The organism is Shigella dysenteriae (assembly GCF_022354085.1).
GTDB lineage: Bacteria > Pseudomonadota > Gammaproteobacteria > Enterobacterales > Enterobacteriaceae > Escherichia > Escherichia coli.
In genome coordinates, this window is the sequence record NZ_CP055055.1 from 4,947,228 (window position 1) to 4,961,520 (window position 14,293).

The window sequence follows — 14,293 nt, forward strand, 5'->3', positions numbered from 1 at the left end:
TACGAAATATCCCGAATGCCGCGTGTTACCGTTGATGTTGGCGGAATCACAGTCATGACGGGTAGCAAATCAGGCGATACGTCTTGTACCTCTATATTGAGACTCTGAAACAGAGACTGGATGCCATAAATCAATTGCGTGTGGATCGCGCGCTTGCTGCTATGGGGCCTGCATTCCAACAGGTCTACAGTCTACTGCCGACATTGTTGCACTATCACCATCCGCTAATGCCGGGTTACCTTGATGGTAACGTTCCCAAAGGCATTTGCCTTTACACGCCTGATGAAACTCAACGCCACTACCTGAACGAGCTTGAACTGTATCGTGGAATGTCAGTACAGGACCCACCGAAAGGTGAGCTTCCAATTACTGGTGTATACACCATGGGCAGCACCTCGTCCGTAGGGCAAAGTTGTTCCTCTGACCTGGATATCTGGGTCTGTCATCAATCCTGGCTCGATAGCGAAGAGCGCCAGTTACTACAACGTAAATGTAGTCTGCTGGAAAGCTGGGCCGCCTCGCTGGGTGTGGAAGTCAGCTTCTTCCTGATTGATGAAAACCGCTTCCGTCATAATGAAAGCGGCAGCCTGGGGGGCGAAGATTGTGGCTCCACCCAGCATATACTGCTGCTTGACGAATTTTATCGTACCGCCGTGCGTCTCGCCGGTAAGCGTATTCTGTGGAATATGGTGCCGTGCGACGAAGAAGAGCATTACGACGACTATGTGATGACGCTTTACGCGCAGGGCGTGCTGACGCCAAATGAATGGCTGGATCTCGGTGGCTTAAGCTCGCTTTCTGCTGAAGAGTACTTTGGTGCCAGCCTTTGGCAGCTCTACAAGAGTATCGATTCCCCATACAAAGCGGTACTGAAAACACTGCTGCTGGAAGCCTATTCCTGGGAATACCCGAACCCACGTCTGCTGGCGAAAGATATCAAACAGCGTTTGCACGACGGCGAGATTGTATCGTTTGGTCTCGATCCATACTGCATGATGCTGGAGCGTGTTACTGAATACCTGGCGGCGATTGAAGATTTTACCCGTCTGGATTTAGTACGTCGCTGCTTCTATTTAAAAGTGTGCGAAAAGCTCAGCCGTGAACGCGCCTGCGTAGGCTGGCGTCGCGCAGTGTTGAGCCAGTTAGTGAGCGAGTGGGGTTGGGACGAAGCTCGTCTGGCAATGCTCGATAACCGCGCTAACTGGAAGATTGATCAGGTGCGTGAGGCGCACAACGAGTTGCTCGACGCGATGATGCAGAGCTACCGTAATCTGATCCGCTTTGCGCGTCGCAATAACCTTAGCGTCTCCGCCAGTCCGCAGGATATCGGCGTGCTGACGCGTAAGCTGTATGCCGCGTTTGAAGCATTACCAGGTAAAGTGACGCTGGTAAACCCGCAGATTTCACCCGATCTCTCGGAACCGAATCTGACCTTTATTTATGTGCCGCCGGGCCGTGCTAACCGTTCAGGTTGGTATCTGTATAACCGCGCGCCAAATATTGAGTCGATCATCAGCCATCAGCCGCTGGAATATAACCGTTACCTGAATAAACTGGTGGCGTGGGCATGGTTTAACGGCCTGCTGACCTCGCGCACCCGTTTGTATATTAAAGGTAACGGCATTGTCGATTTGCCTAAGTTGCAGGAGATGGTCGCCGACGTGTCGCACCATTTCCCGCTGCGCTTACCTGCACCGACACCGAAGGCGCTCTACAGCCCGTGTGAGATCCGCCATCTGGCGATTATCGTTAACCTGGAATATGACCCGACAGCGGCGTTCCGCAATCAGGTGGTGCATTTTGATTTCCGTAAGCTGGATGTCTTCAGCTTTGGCGAGAATCAAAATTGCCTGGTAGGTAGCGTTGACCTGCTGTACCGCAACTCGTGGAACGAAGTGCGTACGCTGCACTTCAACGGCGAGCAATCGATGATCGAAGCCCTGAAAACTATTCTCGGCAAAATGCATCAGGACGCCGCACCGCCAGATAGCGTGGAAGTCTTCTGTTATAGCCAGCATCTGCGCGGGTTAATCCGTACTCGCGTGCAGCAACTGGTTTCTGAGTGTATTGAACTGCGCCTTTCCAGCACCCGCCAGGAAACCGGGCGTTTCAAGGCGCTGCGCGTTTCTGGTCAAACCTGGGGGTTGTTCTTCGAACGCCTGAATGTATCGGTACAAAAACTGGAAAACGCCATCGAGTTTTATGGCGCTATTTCGCATAACAAACTGCACGGCTTGTCAGTGCAGGTTGAAACCAATCACGTCAAATTACCGGCGGTGGTGGACGGCTTTGCTAGTGAAGGGATCATCCAGTTCTTCTTCGAAGAAACGCAAGACGAGAATGGCTTTAATATCTACATTCTCGACGAAAGCAACCGGGTTGAGGTGTATCACCACTGCGAAGGCAGCAAAGAGGAACTGGTGCGTGACGTCAGTCGCTTCTACTCGTCATCGCACGACCGCTTCACCTACGGCTCAAGCTTCATCAACTTCAACCTGCCGCAGTTCTATCAGATTGTGAAGGTTGATGGTCGTGAACAGGTGATTCCGTTCCGCACAAAATCTATCGGTAACATGCCGCCTGCCAATCAGGATCACGATACGCCGCTATTACAGCAATATTTTTCGTGATGAACGTGCCGGAAAGCGAGGCTTATCCGGCATGCAATCTTAGCGGAAACTGACTGTTTCACCCGCCTGCTGCGTCGCCGCCTGTTCCAGCAAATCCCAGAAGGTTTCGCCGCTGCGATCGCAAATCCACTCATCGCCTTTCAGATCAAAATGGTAGCCGCCTTGTTTGGTTGCCAGCCATACCTGGTGCAGCGGTTCCTGGCGGTTGATAATGATTTTGCTGCCATTCTCAAAGGTAATGGTCAGCACGCCGCCGTTGATTTCGCAGTCGATATCGCTGTCGCCATCCCAGTCGTCCAGACGCTCTTCAATGGTCAGCCACAGTTGATCAGCCAGGCGATGAAATTCACTGTCGTTCATTGTTGTATCCTGTTTTTAAGTGATGGCGGCAGTATAGCGGCATGGGGTCAGGGCTTCAAAGTTTGCACCTCTGCGGCTGCGTTACGGCATGATTCATCCGTCAACGGAATAATAATGTCTCTGTTGTGAAGTTCGCGCACATTCTCTTCTCTGACGCGTGTTTTCGCCGGGCAGGGGGAGGGTGTAATCCTTACCTCTGTATCGGTCCATGTATAAACATTGCGATCGTCATAAGCGAAGCGATCGTTTTTAGTTAGCGGACCGTTAACTGGAATAATTTGCACGCTCTTTGACCGTAATTGGCGGATAAAATAAGCATGCTGTTTGCCGCTATTAAATGAGTGATCAATGACCAGGTCTGGCGTATCCAGCGGGATTATCTCAAGCTGGTCTTCACCAAATGTCGATAATTTTGTTACATACAACCGATCTTTATATTGCGCAATATTGCCAGTAATCAGATGAAATTGTTCAGGTTCAATACCTGGTAGGTCTATCCACTTGCTCCACTGACGGTCGGGCGTGAGCTGTTTACGCCAGCGAACGCGACTTTCCCCTACTTCAAAAGAGACGTCATCATCTACGGGTATCGCTTTGCCAGACAATTGCCCAAAGGGATAACGATGCAGACCCTTATTGTCGCGAAAAACCAGCAGTGAATGAGGTATCCAGCGAATTATCTCAAATGAGTCTGCATTCGCTGTAAGGTGAACGGCATTTAAATAAATATTCTGCCCACTGCGGATAAGCAGATCATTGGAATACAAATTTCTGTTTACACTCATAAGACGTGGATTAATACCCCACCATCTTTTTTCTAATACAGTAACATTATTGCTGCTCCCCTGACGTCGACCGGACAAATAGAGATTTTTACTATCCACCAGCGTGGTAGAGTTACCTTCGATAGCTTTTAGTGTCGCCAGATCAACACGTGACGCGCCGCTATTACTTTCGGTGCGCTGTCCATCAAAATAGAGGCTATATTTATCGACCGCGAAGCGGCCCATAGCCTGAAAGCTGGCAATATCGACAGTGGGTGTTCCCGGTGGATTGCTAACGATTTTGCCACGCCAGAGAATAACGCGGCCGTCTGTCACCCAGTGGTATTCCTCATTTTTTATGCTTATTTCATCAGTGGGTATATAGCCTTCCACTAACTCCCGCTCCCCGGATATATTTGTCACAAGGCGCAAATCGGCTCTGTTCATCTTCGGAAATTGGGCAATGATTTTCTCATCCTCCCCATAACCTTTACCGTAAGACATAACACCGTGATCATTGTAATAGTCGAACCCTATGGCCTGTACAGCAGGTGTCAGAAATGTGTGCCCCAACAGGATGAGTGCAACTGTGATTATTTGACCCTTCATTTTGTCGCCTCATTGCGCGGGGCAGGAATAAATTCGCCGTCATCGGTAATTTTTCCGTCCAGATATCCCGTTTTGTAATTTACCCCGTAGCCATATCCCGAATGTTGTTCCTTCCAGATTAAGCGAACTTGTTTCGGATCAGCGGTGCGGTATCGCCAGAGCTGCGCGCCATCAAAGCTGTAAACGTAGCGGTTATCGCGGGCATACCATCTACGCAAAAAGGGATGGTCATTAAGATGGGCTTCGCGTTCATCCGGAGAACGGTTATCCAGTAAGATCAGCGGTCCGTCAGATTCAAACACGTGTAAACCGGAATGGTATGGCCACCCTTCGGCACGCGTAAGTAAATAGCCGTGGCGTTTCCCGGCGTTGAAACGTTTGTTGATAATAAGATTGGGATCATCAAGTTTCACGATCTCCAGCTTGCGGTCACCAGACTCTGTTTCGATGATGGTATAAAGCGAGTCCTGATACTGTGCGACAGCATCACTGATGGGGTGAAACTGTTCCGGATCGAGTCCCGGTAATTCTTCCTGTTTACAGTCAGGCCCCTGACGCCAGAACACTTTCTTTTCCAGCAGAGAAAAATCCAGACAGTGCTTTGTTAAATCCTCATCCCACGCCAGATTTTCCTTGTCGAGGACTTTACGCTGTAGCCCGTTTTTATCACGCCAGGTCAAGAGTGAGCCGGGCATCCAGCGCACGACGGAAAAGGTGTCCGGGTCGGCAACAAGCTGTTCACCGTTGATCAGGATTTTGGTCCGTGTACGAGCCAGGGTATCCCAGGGGCCGAATGGTACGGCAACGCAGGGGTTAAACGTGGTGGAAAACTTTCCTCGCTGATCCCAGGACTTCTGCGCCAGCACACGGAAACTCTCGGGGTCAGCGAGGCGATGCCCATTGATATACAAGAAATTAGCGTCACGTAATATCAGCCCCAGTAAGTCAGGAGCCCAGGGAGGCCGGAATTCCACCTGATGCAGCGTTTTGATATCTAAGCTATTTCTCCCACCATTGTCATCGGTGCGCTTGCCTTCAAAATAGAGACTGTGTTTATCTGCAGCAAAATCACCCCATGCCTTGAACGAGGCGACATCGACGGGAGGTGTGCCGGGAGGGTTTTGCACAACTTCACCCGCGTAGAGGATATTGCGACCATCGCTATACCAGGAATAATGAGGATACCAGGCCTGTGCGCCCTCATAGAGGTAGTCGGTTGTCAAATCAGTCTGAGGCGGTTCTTTATCCCATTCGTCTAGTGTTGTCGGGTCTATTAATAAATTGGGTAACCGACGCAAACTCTTGTAATTCACGTCAGGTAGAGAAAGATTTGTTTCTTTATAAGGGCGCAGGTACACCACGCCTTTTCCCTGTTTCTGGTAAATATTATGTTCAGGTGCATCAAGCCGACATCCCCATGCCGACGATAAGAACAATGAACAAGCCAACAAACAAACCACATTGCGATAGTGCATAAAGCCATCCTGGCGCGAGGTGTTGATCACGAAACTGCCAGCAGAACATAAATCCTCACGAGTAAGCGTTATACTCGCAGCATTTCCTCACTTTTCAGACTTCATAAAGAGTCGCTAAACGCTTGCTTTTACGCCTTCTCCTGCGATGATAGAAAGCAGAAAGCGATGAACTTTACAGGCAATCCATAATGAAAAACGTGTTTAAGGCACTCACTGTATTACTTACTCTCTTCAGCCTGACGGGCTGCGGTCTGAAAGGTCCGCTCTATTTCCCGCCTGCAGATAAAAATGCACCGCCGCCGACCAAACCGGTAGAGACGCAAACGCAATCCACGGTGCCGGATAAAAACGATCGCGCCACTGGCGATGGTCCATCCCAGGTGAATTACTAGAAGTCAGTTTCTGTACCCGCGTGATTGGAGTAAATGATGCAGTTCTCGAAAATGCATGGCCTTGGCAACGATTTTATGGTCGTCGACGCGGTAACGCAGAATGTCTTTTTTTCACCGGAGCTGATTCGTCGCCTGGCGGATCGGCACCTGGGGGTAGGGTTTGACCAGCTGCTGGTGGTTGAGCCGCCGTATGATCCTGAACTGGATTTTCACTATCGCATTTTCAATGCTGATGGCAGTGAAGTGGCGCAGTGCGGCAACGGTGCGCGCTGCTTTGCCCGTTTTGTGCGCCTGAAAGGGCTGACCAATAAGCGCGATATCCGCGTCAGCACCGCCAACGGGCGGATGGTTCTGACCGTCACCGATGATGATCTGGTCCGCGTAAATATGGGCGAACCCAACTTCGAACCTTCCGCTGTGCCGTTTCGCGCTAACAAAGCGGAAAAGACCTATATTATGCGCGCCGCCGAGCAGACAATCTTATGCGGCGTGGTGTCGATGGGAAATCCGCATTGCGTGATTCAGGTCGATGATCTCGATACCGCGGCGGTAGAAACGCTTGGTCCTGTTTTGGAAAGCCACGAGCGTTTTCCGGAGCGAGCCAATATCGGTTTTATGCAAGTGGTTAAGCGCGAGCATATTCGTTTACGCGTTTATGAGCGTGGGGCAGGAGAAACCCAGGCCTGCGGCAGCGGCGCGTGTGCGGCGGTTGCAGTAGGGATTCAGCAAGGTTTGCTGGCCGAAGAAGTACGCGTGGAACTCCCCGGCGGTCGTCTTGATATCGCCTGGAAAGGTCCGGGTCACCCGTTATATATGACTGGCCCGGCGGTACATGTCTACGACGGATTTATTCATCTATGAAGCAACCAGGGGAAGAACTGCAGGAAACACTCACGGAGCTTGATGACCGGGCGGTTGTCGATTATCTGATTAAAAATCCTGAGTTTTTTATCCGCAATGCGCGCGCAGTAGAAGCGATACGTGTGCCGCATCCGGTACGCGGCACCGTTTCGTTGGTCGAGTGGCACATGGCCCGCGCACGTAATCATATTCATGTTCTGGAAGAGAACATGGCGCTGTTGATGGAACAGGCTATCGCCAACGAAGGCCTGTTTTATCGCCTACTCTACCTGCAGCGCAGTCTCACCGCCGCCAGCAGTCTCGACGATATGCTGATGCGCTTTCACCGCTGGGCGCGCGATCTCGGCCTGGCAGGTGCGAGTCTGCGCCTGTTTCCGGATCGCTGGCGCTTAGGTGCGCCGTCGAACCACACTCATCTGGCATTAAGCCGTCAGTCTTTCGAACCGCTGCGTATTCAGCGTTTGGGGCAGGAACAGCACTATCTTGGGCCGCTTAACGGACCAGAGCTGCTGGTGGTGCTACCGGAAGCGAAAGCGGTGGGATCGGTGGCGATGTCGATGCTGGGAAGCGATGCTGATTTGGGTGTCGTGCTGTTTACCAGTCGCGATGCCAGTCACTATCAACAAGGGCAGGGAACGCAGTTACTTCATGAAATTGCGCTGATGTTGCCGGAGCTTCTGGAGCGTTGGATTGAACGCGTATGACCGATTTACACACCGATGTAGAACGCTACCTACGTTATCTGAGCGTGGAGCGTCAGCTTAGCCCGATAACCCTACTTAACTACCAGCGTCAGCTTGAGGCGATCATCAATTTTGCCAGCGAAAACGGCCTGCAAAGCTGGCAACAATGCGATGCAGCGATGGTACGCAATTTTGCTGTACGCAGTCGCCGTAAAGGGCTGGGAGCAGCAAGCCTCGCGTTACGGCTTTCTGCGCTACGTAGCTTTTTTGACTGGCTGGTCAGCCAGAACGAACTCAAAGCTAACCCGGCGAAAGGTGTTTCGGCACCGAAAGCGCCGCGTCATCTGCCGAAAAACATCGACGTCGACGATATGAATCGGCTGCTGGATATTGATATCAACGATCCCCTCGCTGTACGCGACCGTGCAATGCTGGAAGTGATGTACGGCGCGGGTCTGCGTCTTTCCGAGCTGGTGGGGCTGGATATCAAACACCTCGACCTGGAGTCTGGTGAAGTGTGGGTAATGGGGAAAGGCAGCAAAGAGCGCCGCCTGCCGATTGGTCGCAACGCTGTGGCGTGGATTGAGCACTGGCTTGATTTGCGCGACCTGTTTGGTAGCGAAGACGACGCGCTTTTTCTGTCGAAACTGGGCAAGCGTATCTCCGCGCGTAATGTGCAGAAACGCTTTGCCGAATGGGGCATAAAACAAGGGCTGAATAATCACGTTCACCCACATAAATTACGTCACTCGTTCGCTACGCATATGCTGGAGTCGAGCGGCGATCTTCGTGGTGTGCAGGAGCTACTGGGTCATGCCAACCTCTCCACCACGCAAATCTATACTCATCTTGATTTTCAACACCTTGCCTCGGTGTACGATGCGGCGCATCCACGCGCCAAACGGGGGAAATAATGCGTTTTTACCGGCCTTTGGGGCGCATCTCGGCGCTCACCTTTGACCTGGATGATACCCTTTACGATAACCGTCCGGTGATTTTGCGCACCGAGCGAGAGGCGCTTACCTTTGTGCAAAATTATCATCCGGCGCTGCGCAGCTTCCAGAATGAAGATCTGCAACGCCTGCGCCAGGCGGTACGGGAAGCGGAACCCGAGATTTATCACGACGTGACGCGTTGGCGTTTTCGTTCGATTGAACAAGCGATGCTCGACGCCGGGCTGAGTGCCGAAGAAGCCAGTGCAGGCGCACACGCAGCAATGATTAACTTTGCCAAATGGCGCAGCCGAATCGACGTCCCGCAGCAAACTCACGACACCTTAAAACAGCTGGCGAAGAAATGGCCGCTGGTGGCGATCACCAACGGTAACGCCCAGCCGGAACTGTTTGGTTTGGGGGATTATTTTGAGTTTGTGCTGCGCGCTGGCCCGCACGGGCGCTCAAAACCGTTCAGCGATATGTACTTTTTGGCTGCGGAAAAACTCAACGTGCCGATCGGCGAGATCTTACATGTTGGGGACGATCTCACCACTGACGTGGGTGGGGCAATTCGCAGCGGAATGCAGGCCTGTTGGATCAGACCGGAAAATGGCGATCTGATGCAAACCTGGGACAGCCGTTTACTGCCGCATCTGGAAATTTCCCGGTTGGCATCTCTGACCTCGCTGATATAATCAGCAAATCTGTATATATACCCAGCTTTTTGGCGGAGGGCGTTGCGCTTCTCCGCCCAACCTATTTTTACGCGGCGGTGCCAATGGACGTTTCTTACCTGCTCGACAGCCTTAATGACAAACAGCGCGAAGCGGTGGCCGCTCCACGCAGCAACCTTCTGGTGCTGGCGGGCGCGGGCAGTGGTAAGACGCGCGTACTGGTGCATCGTATCGCCTGGCTGATGAGCGTGGAAAACTGCTCGCCATACTCGATTATGGCGGTGACGTTTACCAACAAAGCGGCGGCGGAGATGCGTCATCGTATCGGGCAACTGATGGGCACCAGCCAGGGCGGTATGTGGGTCGGCACTTTCCACGGGCTGGCGCACCGTTTGCTGCGTGCGCACCATATGGACGCCAACCTGCCGCAGGATTTCCAGATCCTCGACAGCGAAGACCAGCTACGCCTGCTTAAGCGTCTGATCAAAGCCATGAGCCTCGACGAGAAGCAGTGGCCGCCGCGCCAGGCAATGTGGTACATCAACAGCCAGAAAGATGAAGGCCTGCGTCCGCATCATATTCAAAGCTACGGTAATCCGGTGGAGCAGACCTGGCAGAAGGTGTATCAGGCGTATCAGGAAGCGTGTGACCGCGCGGGCCTGGTGGACTTCGCCGAGCTGCTGCTGCGCGCCCACGAACTGTGGCTTAACAAGCCGCATATCCTGCAACACTACCGCGAACGTTTTACTAACATCCTGGTGGACGAATTCCAGGATACCAACAACATTCAGTACGCGTGGATCCGCCTGCTGGCGGGCGATACCGGCAAAGTGATGATCGTTGGCGATGACGACCAGTCAATCTACGGCTGGCGCGGGGCGCAGGTGGAGAATATTCAGCGTTTCCTTAATGATTTCCCCGGTGCTGAAACTATTCGTCTGGAGCAAAACTACCGCTCTACCAGCAATATTCTGAGCGCCGCTAACGCCCTGATTGAAAACAATAACGGGCGTCTGGGTAAAAAACTGTGGACCGATGGCGCGGACGGTGAGCCTATTTCCCTCTATTGCGCTTTTAACGAACTCGATGAAGCGCGTTTTGTGGTTAACCGCATCAAAACCTGGCAGGACAACGGCGGAGCGCTTGCCGAGTGCGCCATTCTCTACCGCAGCAACGCCCAGTCGCGGGTGCTCGAAGAGGCGTTATTGCAGGCCAGTATGCCGTACCGTATTTACGGCGGGATGCGCTTCTTCGAACGCCAGGAAATCAAAGATGCGCTCTCGTATCTGCGCCTGATTGCCAACCGCAACGACGACGCGGCCTTTGAGCGTGTGGTGAATACGCCAACGCGGGGTATTGGTGACCGGACGCTGGACGTGGTACGTCAGACATCGCGCGATCGCCAGTTAACACTCTGGCAGGCATGTCGTGAACTGTTGCAGGAAAAAGCCCTCGCCGGACGTGCTGCCAGCGCCTTACAGCGGTTTATGGAACTGATCGACGCCTTAGCGCAGGAAACTGCCGATATGCCGCTGCATGTACAGACTGACCGGGTAATTAAAGACTCCGGCCTGCGTACCATGTACGAGCAGGAGAAGGGCGAAAAAGGTCAGACGCGTATCGAAAACTTAGAGGAACTGGTGACGGCAACGCGCCAATTCAGCTACAACGAAGAAGACGAAGATTTAATGCCGCTGCAGGCGTTCCTCTCCCATGCGGCACTGGAAGCAGGTGAAGGGCAGGCGGATACCTGGCAGGATGCGGTGCAGTTGATGACGCTACACTCGGCGAAAGGTCTGGAGTTTCCTCAGGTGTTTATCGTTGGTATGGAAGAGGGCATGTTCCCAAGCCAGATGTCGCTGGATGAAGGCGGACGTCTGGAAGAAGAACGCCGTCTGGCCTACGTTGGTGTAACCCGCGCGATGCAGAAACTGACGCTGACCTACGCGGAAACTCGCCGTCTGTATGGCAAAGAAGTTTACCATCGCCCGTCGCGCTTTATCGGCGAGTTGCCGGAAGAGTGTGTGGAAGAGGTGCGCCTGCGCGCTACGGTAAGCCGCCCGGTCAGCCATCAGCGTATGGGTACACCGATGGCTGAGAACGACAGCGGTTACAAACTCGGCCAGCGCGTGCGCCACGCCAAGTTTGGCGAAGGCACTATCGTCAATATGGAAGGCAGCGGTGAACATAGCCGTTTGCAGGTGGCGTTCCAGGGCCAGGGTATTAAATGGCTGGTGGCGGCTTACGCCCGGCTGGAGACAGTATAACGTTGCCGGATGTGGTGCTGCGCACCTTATTCGGCCTACAAAATCATGCAGATTCAATAAATTGCAATGTCATGTAGGCCGGATAAGGCGTTTACGCCGCATCCGGCATCAGCACCATATTCAGTATCTGACACTCTAACTTTTCTGTTCGACGGAAATCATGGTGACGAAGGAATAACGTTGCCAGGGAATCGCACCGCCTTTCACATACATATGTGAAATCGTGCCATCAAGGTAAAGGAGCTGCTCGACGTCCAGTTTCGCTTTGGCATAGCAGGCAAAATCATAAAAGTTGGTCGCCTGCTGGCTAAGTAAAAACACGGCGTTCCCTTGCTTATTAATCCCTACTCCATTACGAATTTTGCGCGAGGCGACGTTGGGGAGAATACGCGGATTAATTACACTGTTTTCCATCAACATTGGCCCTGACTGCACCGCAAACTGAATCTCTTTACTGGTTTTGAAGGCATCCAGACGAACGATGCCGACTTTATCTCCCGCGACATAAAACACTCCGCCAGGACGGATAAAGAAATTCCCTTCACCTGAAGCGAGATTTAACGCCACCTTCTGCTGACCGTTTTCGATGTACAAACCGAGCGGCGCATAGTTTTCATCATAGATGCCGCCGTTCATCGCCATCTGCACCTGACCCTGACTATTCATATCCGCCAGCAGAGCGTGTAACGTTCCCCACGCTTCGCCATTGGCTTTTTGCCAGTACATTTTCACCCGCTCTGTTTGAGGATTAACGGTATACGCCTGTACGGTCAGCGTCGGATCTGAGAGTGCGCAATCATCAGCGGCAACAGCAAACAAGGGAAGTAAGGTGAGGGCGAGAAAAATCCGTTTGAGATTCAAGGTGATCATTCCTTTACCAATGAGTAGCCGATGCGCCATTATAGGTCCTGGATGTGGGATTTTTTTATCCTGTTAGCGACCTTGACGAGTACCAAAAAGCGCGAAGTTCAACTATTGTTCTGTGGTGTTCTGTTGCGTGTTGACGGCAAAATTTTGCTGGCGTAACATGCGCGCACGATCACTCTAAGAGGACATTCGCCTTGGACACACCCAGTAGATACTGGCTCACTATCCTGTCATCCAGGATCAACTCCTAAGGCTATCCCTTTTTGCTGATAGCCTTAGCGGTTGTCAGCGACCTCAATTTTTCCCGTCGCGCTGAGTCAGGCTGTTTAATGGTCTGAAACCCAATTTGTTTCTGTGTGCCCACCGAACTGTCCGATATTTTAAGCATTGGGAGTCCCGGTCATGCTGAGCGCATTTCAACTGGAAAATAACCGACTGACCCGGCTGGAAGTCGAAGAGTCACAACCCCTTGTAAATGCAGTATGGATTGATCTTGTCGAACCGGACGACGACGAGCGACTGCGCGTACAATCTGAACTTGGTCAGAGCCTGGCAACCCGCCCGGAACTGGAAGACATCGAAGCATCGGCACGTTTCTTTGAAGACGACGACGGCCTGCATATTCACTCCTTCTTCTTCTTTGAAGATGCGGAAGATCACGCCGGTAACTCCACTGTGGCATTTACCATCCGTGATGGTCGTCTGTTTACTCTGCGTGAGCGTGAACTGCCCGCTTTTCGTCTGTATCGTATGCGTGCCCGTAGCCAGTCGATGGTGGACGGTAACGCCTACGAGCTGCTGCTGGATCTGTTCGAAACCAAAATCGAACAGTTGGCAGATGAAATTGAAAATATCTATAGCGACCTGGAGCAGTTGAGCCGGGTGATTATGGAAGGGCATCAGGGCGATGAGTACGACGAGGCGCTCTCCACTCTGGCGGAACTGGAAGATATCGGCTGGAAAGTGCGCCTGTGTCTGATGGATACCCAGCGTGCGCTCAACTTCCTGGTGCGTAAAGCGCGTTTACCGGGTGGGCAACTGGAGCAGGCGCGTGAAATCCTGCGAGATATCGAATCCCTGCTGCCGCATAACGAATCCCTGTTCCAGAAGGTGAACTTCCTGATGCAGGCGGCAATGGGTTTTATCAACATCGAGCAGAACCGCATCATCAAAATTTTCTCGGTGGTATCCGTCGTGTTCCTGCCGCCAACGCTGGTTGCCTCCAGCTACGGGATGAACTTTGAGTTTATGCCAGAACTGAAGTGGAGTTTCGGCTACCCAGGCGCGATTATCTTTATGATCCTCGCGGGCCTGGCACCGTATCTGTACTTTAAGCGGAAGAACTGGTTGTAAAAAACGAGAGCGGTGGTTTAGCCTGGCTAAGCCACCTGTTATTCAAAGGCTCCAGGTATTTAACCCTTTTACCTCTTTCTCATAAAACCATTTGTTCGTGTTAACAGCAACATAGGCTGCTACGGCAATTCCCAGAATGTTAACGCCAATTAGTGCACCAACAAATAGAGATAGAATGCCAAGTAATAGAACTATAATTGCTTTTTTCCATAATCCCAGAACAAATAAATAGATCCAGGAACAGAAGAAAGCAATGAAATTCATTTGAATAGTTAATCGTTGTCTTACTTTTAATGCTTTAAATGCTGCTTTATATTCTGGTGTTGCTCCCCAGAATCCAGGAAAGCCATGTTGATCATAAAAATTAAATCGGTATTTCCATTTTTCACTTAATGAACCATCGTTCATATATTCCTTACTCAT

The 14,293-nt window shown here is 51.9% G+C and carries 14 protein-coding genes; 9 read left to right on the top strand and 5 right to left on the bottom strand.

The window, feature by feature from the left end; genetic code table 11:
- Positions 1–83: 83 nt before the first annotated feature.
- Positions 84–2,630 carry a class I adenylate cyclase gene (cyaA, locus tag HUZ68_RS23595; protein ID WP_239593985.1) on the top strand — a complete coding sequence of 849 codons (2,547 nt, stop codon included), beginning with the start codon at positions 84–86 and terminating at the stop codon, positions 2,628–2,630.
- A gap of 39 nt (positions 2,631–2,669) precedes the next feature.
- Here cyaA and cyaY read toward each other — a convergent pair whose 3' ends face one another.
- From cyaY to HUZ68_RS23610, 3 genes are read right to left on the bottom strand one after another with little or no spacing between them, the layout of a single operon-like run.
- A complete protein-coding gene (gene cyaY / locus HUZ68_RS23600; RefSeq protein WP_000999947.1) occupies positions 2,670–2,990 on the bottom strand; it encodes an iron donor protein CyaY in 321 nt (106 codons plus the stop codon).
- A 47-nt stretch (positions 2,991–3,037) separates the two neighbouring features.
- A complete protein-coding gene (locus HUZ68_RS23605; protein ID WP_033814727.1) occupies positions 3,038–4,363 on the bottom strand; it encodes a hypothetical protein in 1,326 nt (441 codons plus the stop codon).
- On the bottom strand, positions 4,360–5,838 hold the full coding sequence (locus HUZ68_RS23610; protein WP_033814728.1) for a hypothetical protein: 1,479 nt from the start codon (positions 5,836–5,838) through the stop codon (positions 4,360–4,362). Before HUZ68_RS23610 ends, HUZ68_RS23605 begins: the two co-directional genes overlap by 4 nt.
- 188 nt (positions 5,839–6,026) lie before the next feature.
- Here HUZ68_RS23610 and lptM point away from each other — a divergent pair, with 188 nt between their 5' ends.
- The 6 genes from lptM (at position 6,027) to uvrD (ending at position 11,650) form a co-directional block, all read left to right on the top strand.
- Positions 6,027–6,230 carry an LPS translocon maturation chaperone LptM gene (gene lptM, locus HUZ68_RS23615; RefSeq protein WP_000799889.1) on the top strand — a complete coding sequence of 68 codons (204 nt, stop codon included), beginning with the start codon at positions 6,027–6,029 and terminating at the stop codon, positions 6,228–6,230.
- A gap of 36 nt (positions 6,231–6,266) precedes the next feature.
- A complete protein-coding gene (gene dapF / locus HUZ68_RS23620; protein ID WP_033814729.1) occupies positions 6,267–7,091 on the top strand; it encodes a diaminopimelate epimerase in 825 nt (274 codons plus the stop codon).
- Entirely contained in the window at positions 7,088–7,795 is a 708-nt protein-coding gene (locus tag HUZ68_RS23625) for a DUF484 domain-containing protein (RefSeq protein ID WP_000812796.1), read from the top strand. Before dapF ends, HUZ68_RS23625 begins: the two co-directional genes overlap by 4 nt.
- Positions 7,792–8,688, top strand: coding sequence for a tyrosine recombinase XerC (gene xerC / locus HUZ68_RS23630; RefSeq protein WP_000130686.1), 897 nt, complete (start codon positions 7,792–7,794; stop codon positions 8,686–8,688). The genes HUZ68_RS23625 and xerC overlap by 4 nt, the downstream gene beginning before the upstream one ends.
- Positions 8,688–9,404, top strand: a complete 717-nt coding sequence (gene yigB, locus HUZ68_RS23635; protein ID WP_001213584.1) for a 5-amino-6-(5-phospho-D-ribitylamino)uracil phosphatase YigB — start codon at positions 8,688–8,690, stop codon at positions 9,402–9,404. Before xerC ends, yigB begins: the two co-directional genes overlap by 1 nt.
- 83 nt (positions 9,405–9,487) lie before the next feature.
- Positions 9,488–11,650 (top strand): DNA helicase II, encoded by a 2,163-nt coding sequence (gene uvrD / locus HUZ68_RS23640; protein WP_033814730.1) that lies wholly within the window; start codon positions 9,488–9,490, stop codon positions 11,648–11,650.
- Between the two features lie 135 nt (positions 11,651–11,785).
- Here uvrD and HUZ68_RS23645 read toward each other — a convergent pair whose 3' ends face one another.
- Positions 11,786–12,550: a phosphodiester glycosidase family protein gene (locus HUZ68_RS23645; RefSeq protein WP_033814731.1), complete on the bottom strand. Its 765-nt coding sequence runs from the start codon at positions 12,548–12,550 to the stop codon at positions 11,786–11,788.
- A 161-nt stretch (positions 12,551–12,711) separates the two neighbouring features.
- On the opposite strand from HUZ68_RS23645, the gene ysgD reads away from it, so the two are divergent.
- Positions 12,712–12,768, top strand: coding sequence for a protein YsgD (gene ysgD, locus HUZ68_RS23650; RefSeq protein WP_211180520.1), 57 nt, complete (start codon positions 12,712–12,714; stop codon positions 12,766–12,768).
- Positions 12,769–12,919: 151 nt separating this feature from the next.
- Positions 12,920–13,870 (top strand): magnesium/cobalt transporter CorA, encoded by a 951-nt coding sequence (gene corA / locus HUZ68_RS23655; RefSeq protein ID WP_000947159.1) that lies wholly within the window; start codon positions 12,920–12,922, stop codon positions 13,868–13,870.
- Positions 13,871–13,912: 42 nt separating this feature from the next.
- Here the strand turns inward: corA and HUZ68_RS23660 are convergent, their stop codons facing one another.
- Positions 13,913–14,293 (bottom strand): DUF2628 domain-containing protein, encoded by a 381-nt coding sequence (locus HUZ68_RS23660; protein ID WP_000032581.1) that lies wholly within the window; start codon positions 14,291–14,293, stop codon positions 13,913–13,915.

Coding starts and splice junctions, on each gene's coding strand:
- cyaY (WP_000999947.1), bottom strand. CDS start 2,990: ATGAACGACAGTGAATTTCATCGCCTGGCTGATCAACTGTGGCTGACC.
- HUZ68_RS23605 (WP_033814727.1), bottom strand. CDS start 4,363: ATGAAGGGTCAAATAATCACAGTTGCACTCATCCTGTTGGGGCACACA.
- HUZ68_RS23610 (WP_033814728.1), bottom strand. CDS start 5,838: ATGCACTATCGCAATGTGGTTTGTTTGTTGGCTTGTTCATTGTTCTTA.
- lptM (WP_000799889.1), top strand. CDS start 6,027: ATGAAAAACGTGTTTAAGGCACTCACTGTATTACTTACTCTCTTCAGC.
- dapF (WP_033814729.1), top strand. CDS start 6,267: ATGCAGTTCTCGAAAATGCATGGCCTTGGCAACGATTTTATGGTCGTC.
- HUZ68_RS23625 (WP_000812796.1), top strand. CDS start 7,088: ATGAAGCAACCAGGGGAAGAACTGCAGGAAACACTCACGGAGCTTGAT.
- xerC (WP_000130686.1), top strand. CDS start 7,792: ATGACCGATTTACACACCGATGTAGAACGCTACCTACGTTATCTGAGC.
- yigB (WP_001213584.1), top strand. CDS start 8,688: ATGCGTTTTTACCGGCCTTTGGGGCGCATCTCGGCGCTCACCTTTGAC.
- uvrD (WP_033814730.1), top strand. CDS start 9,488: ATGGACGTTTCTTACCTGCTCGACAGCCTTAATGACAAACAGCGCGAA.
- HUZ68_RS23645 (WP_033814731.1), bottom strand. CDS start 12,550: ATGGCGCATCGGCTACTCATTGGTAAAGGAATGATCACCTTGAATCTC.
- corA (WP_000947159.1), top strand. CDS start 12,920: ATGCTGAGCGCATTTCAACTGGAAAATAACCGACTGACCCGGCTGGAA.
- HUZ68_RS23660 (WP_000032581.1), bottom strand. CDS start 14,293: ATGAGTAAGGAATATATGAACGATGGTTCATTAAGTGAAAAATGGAAA.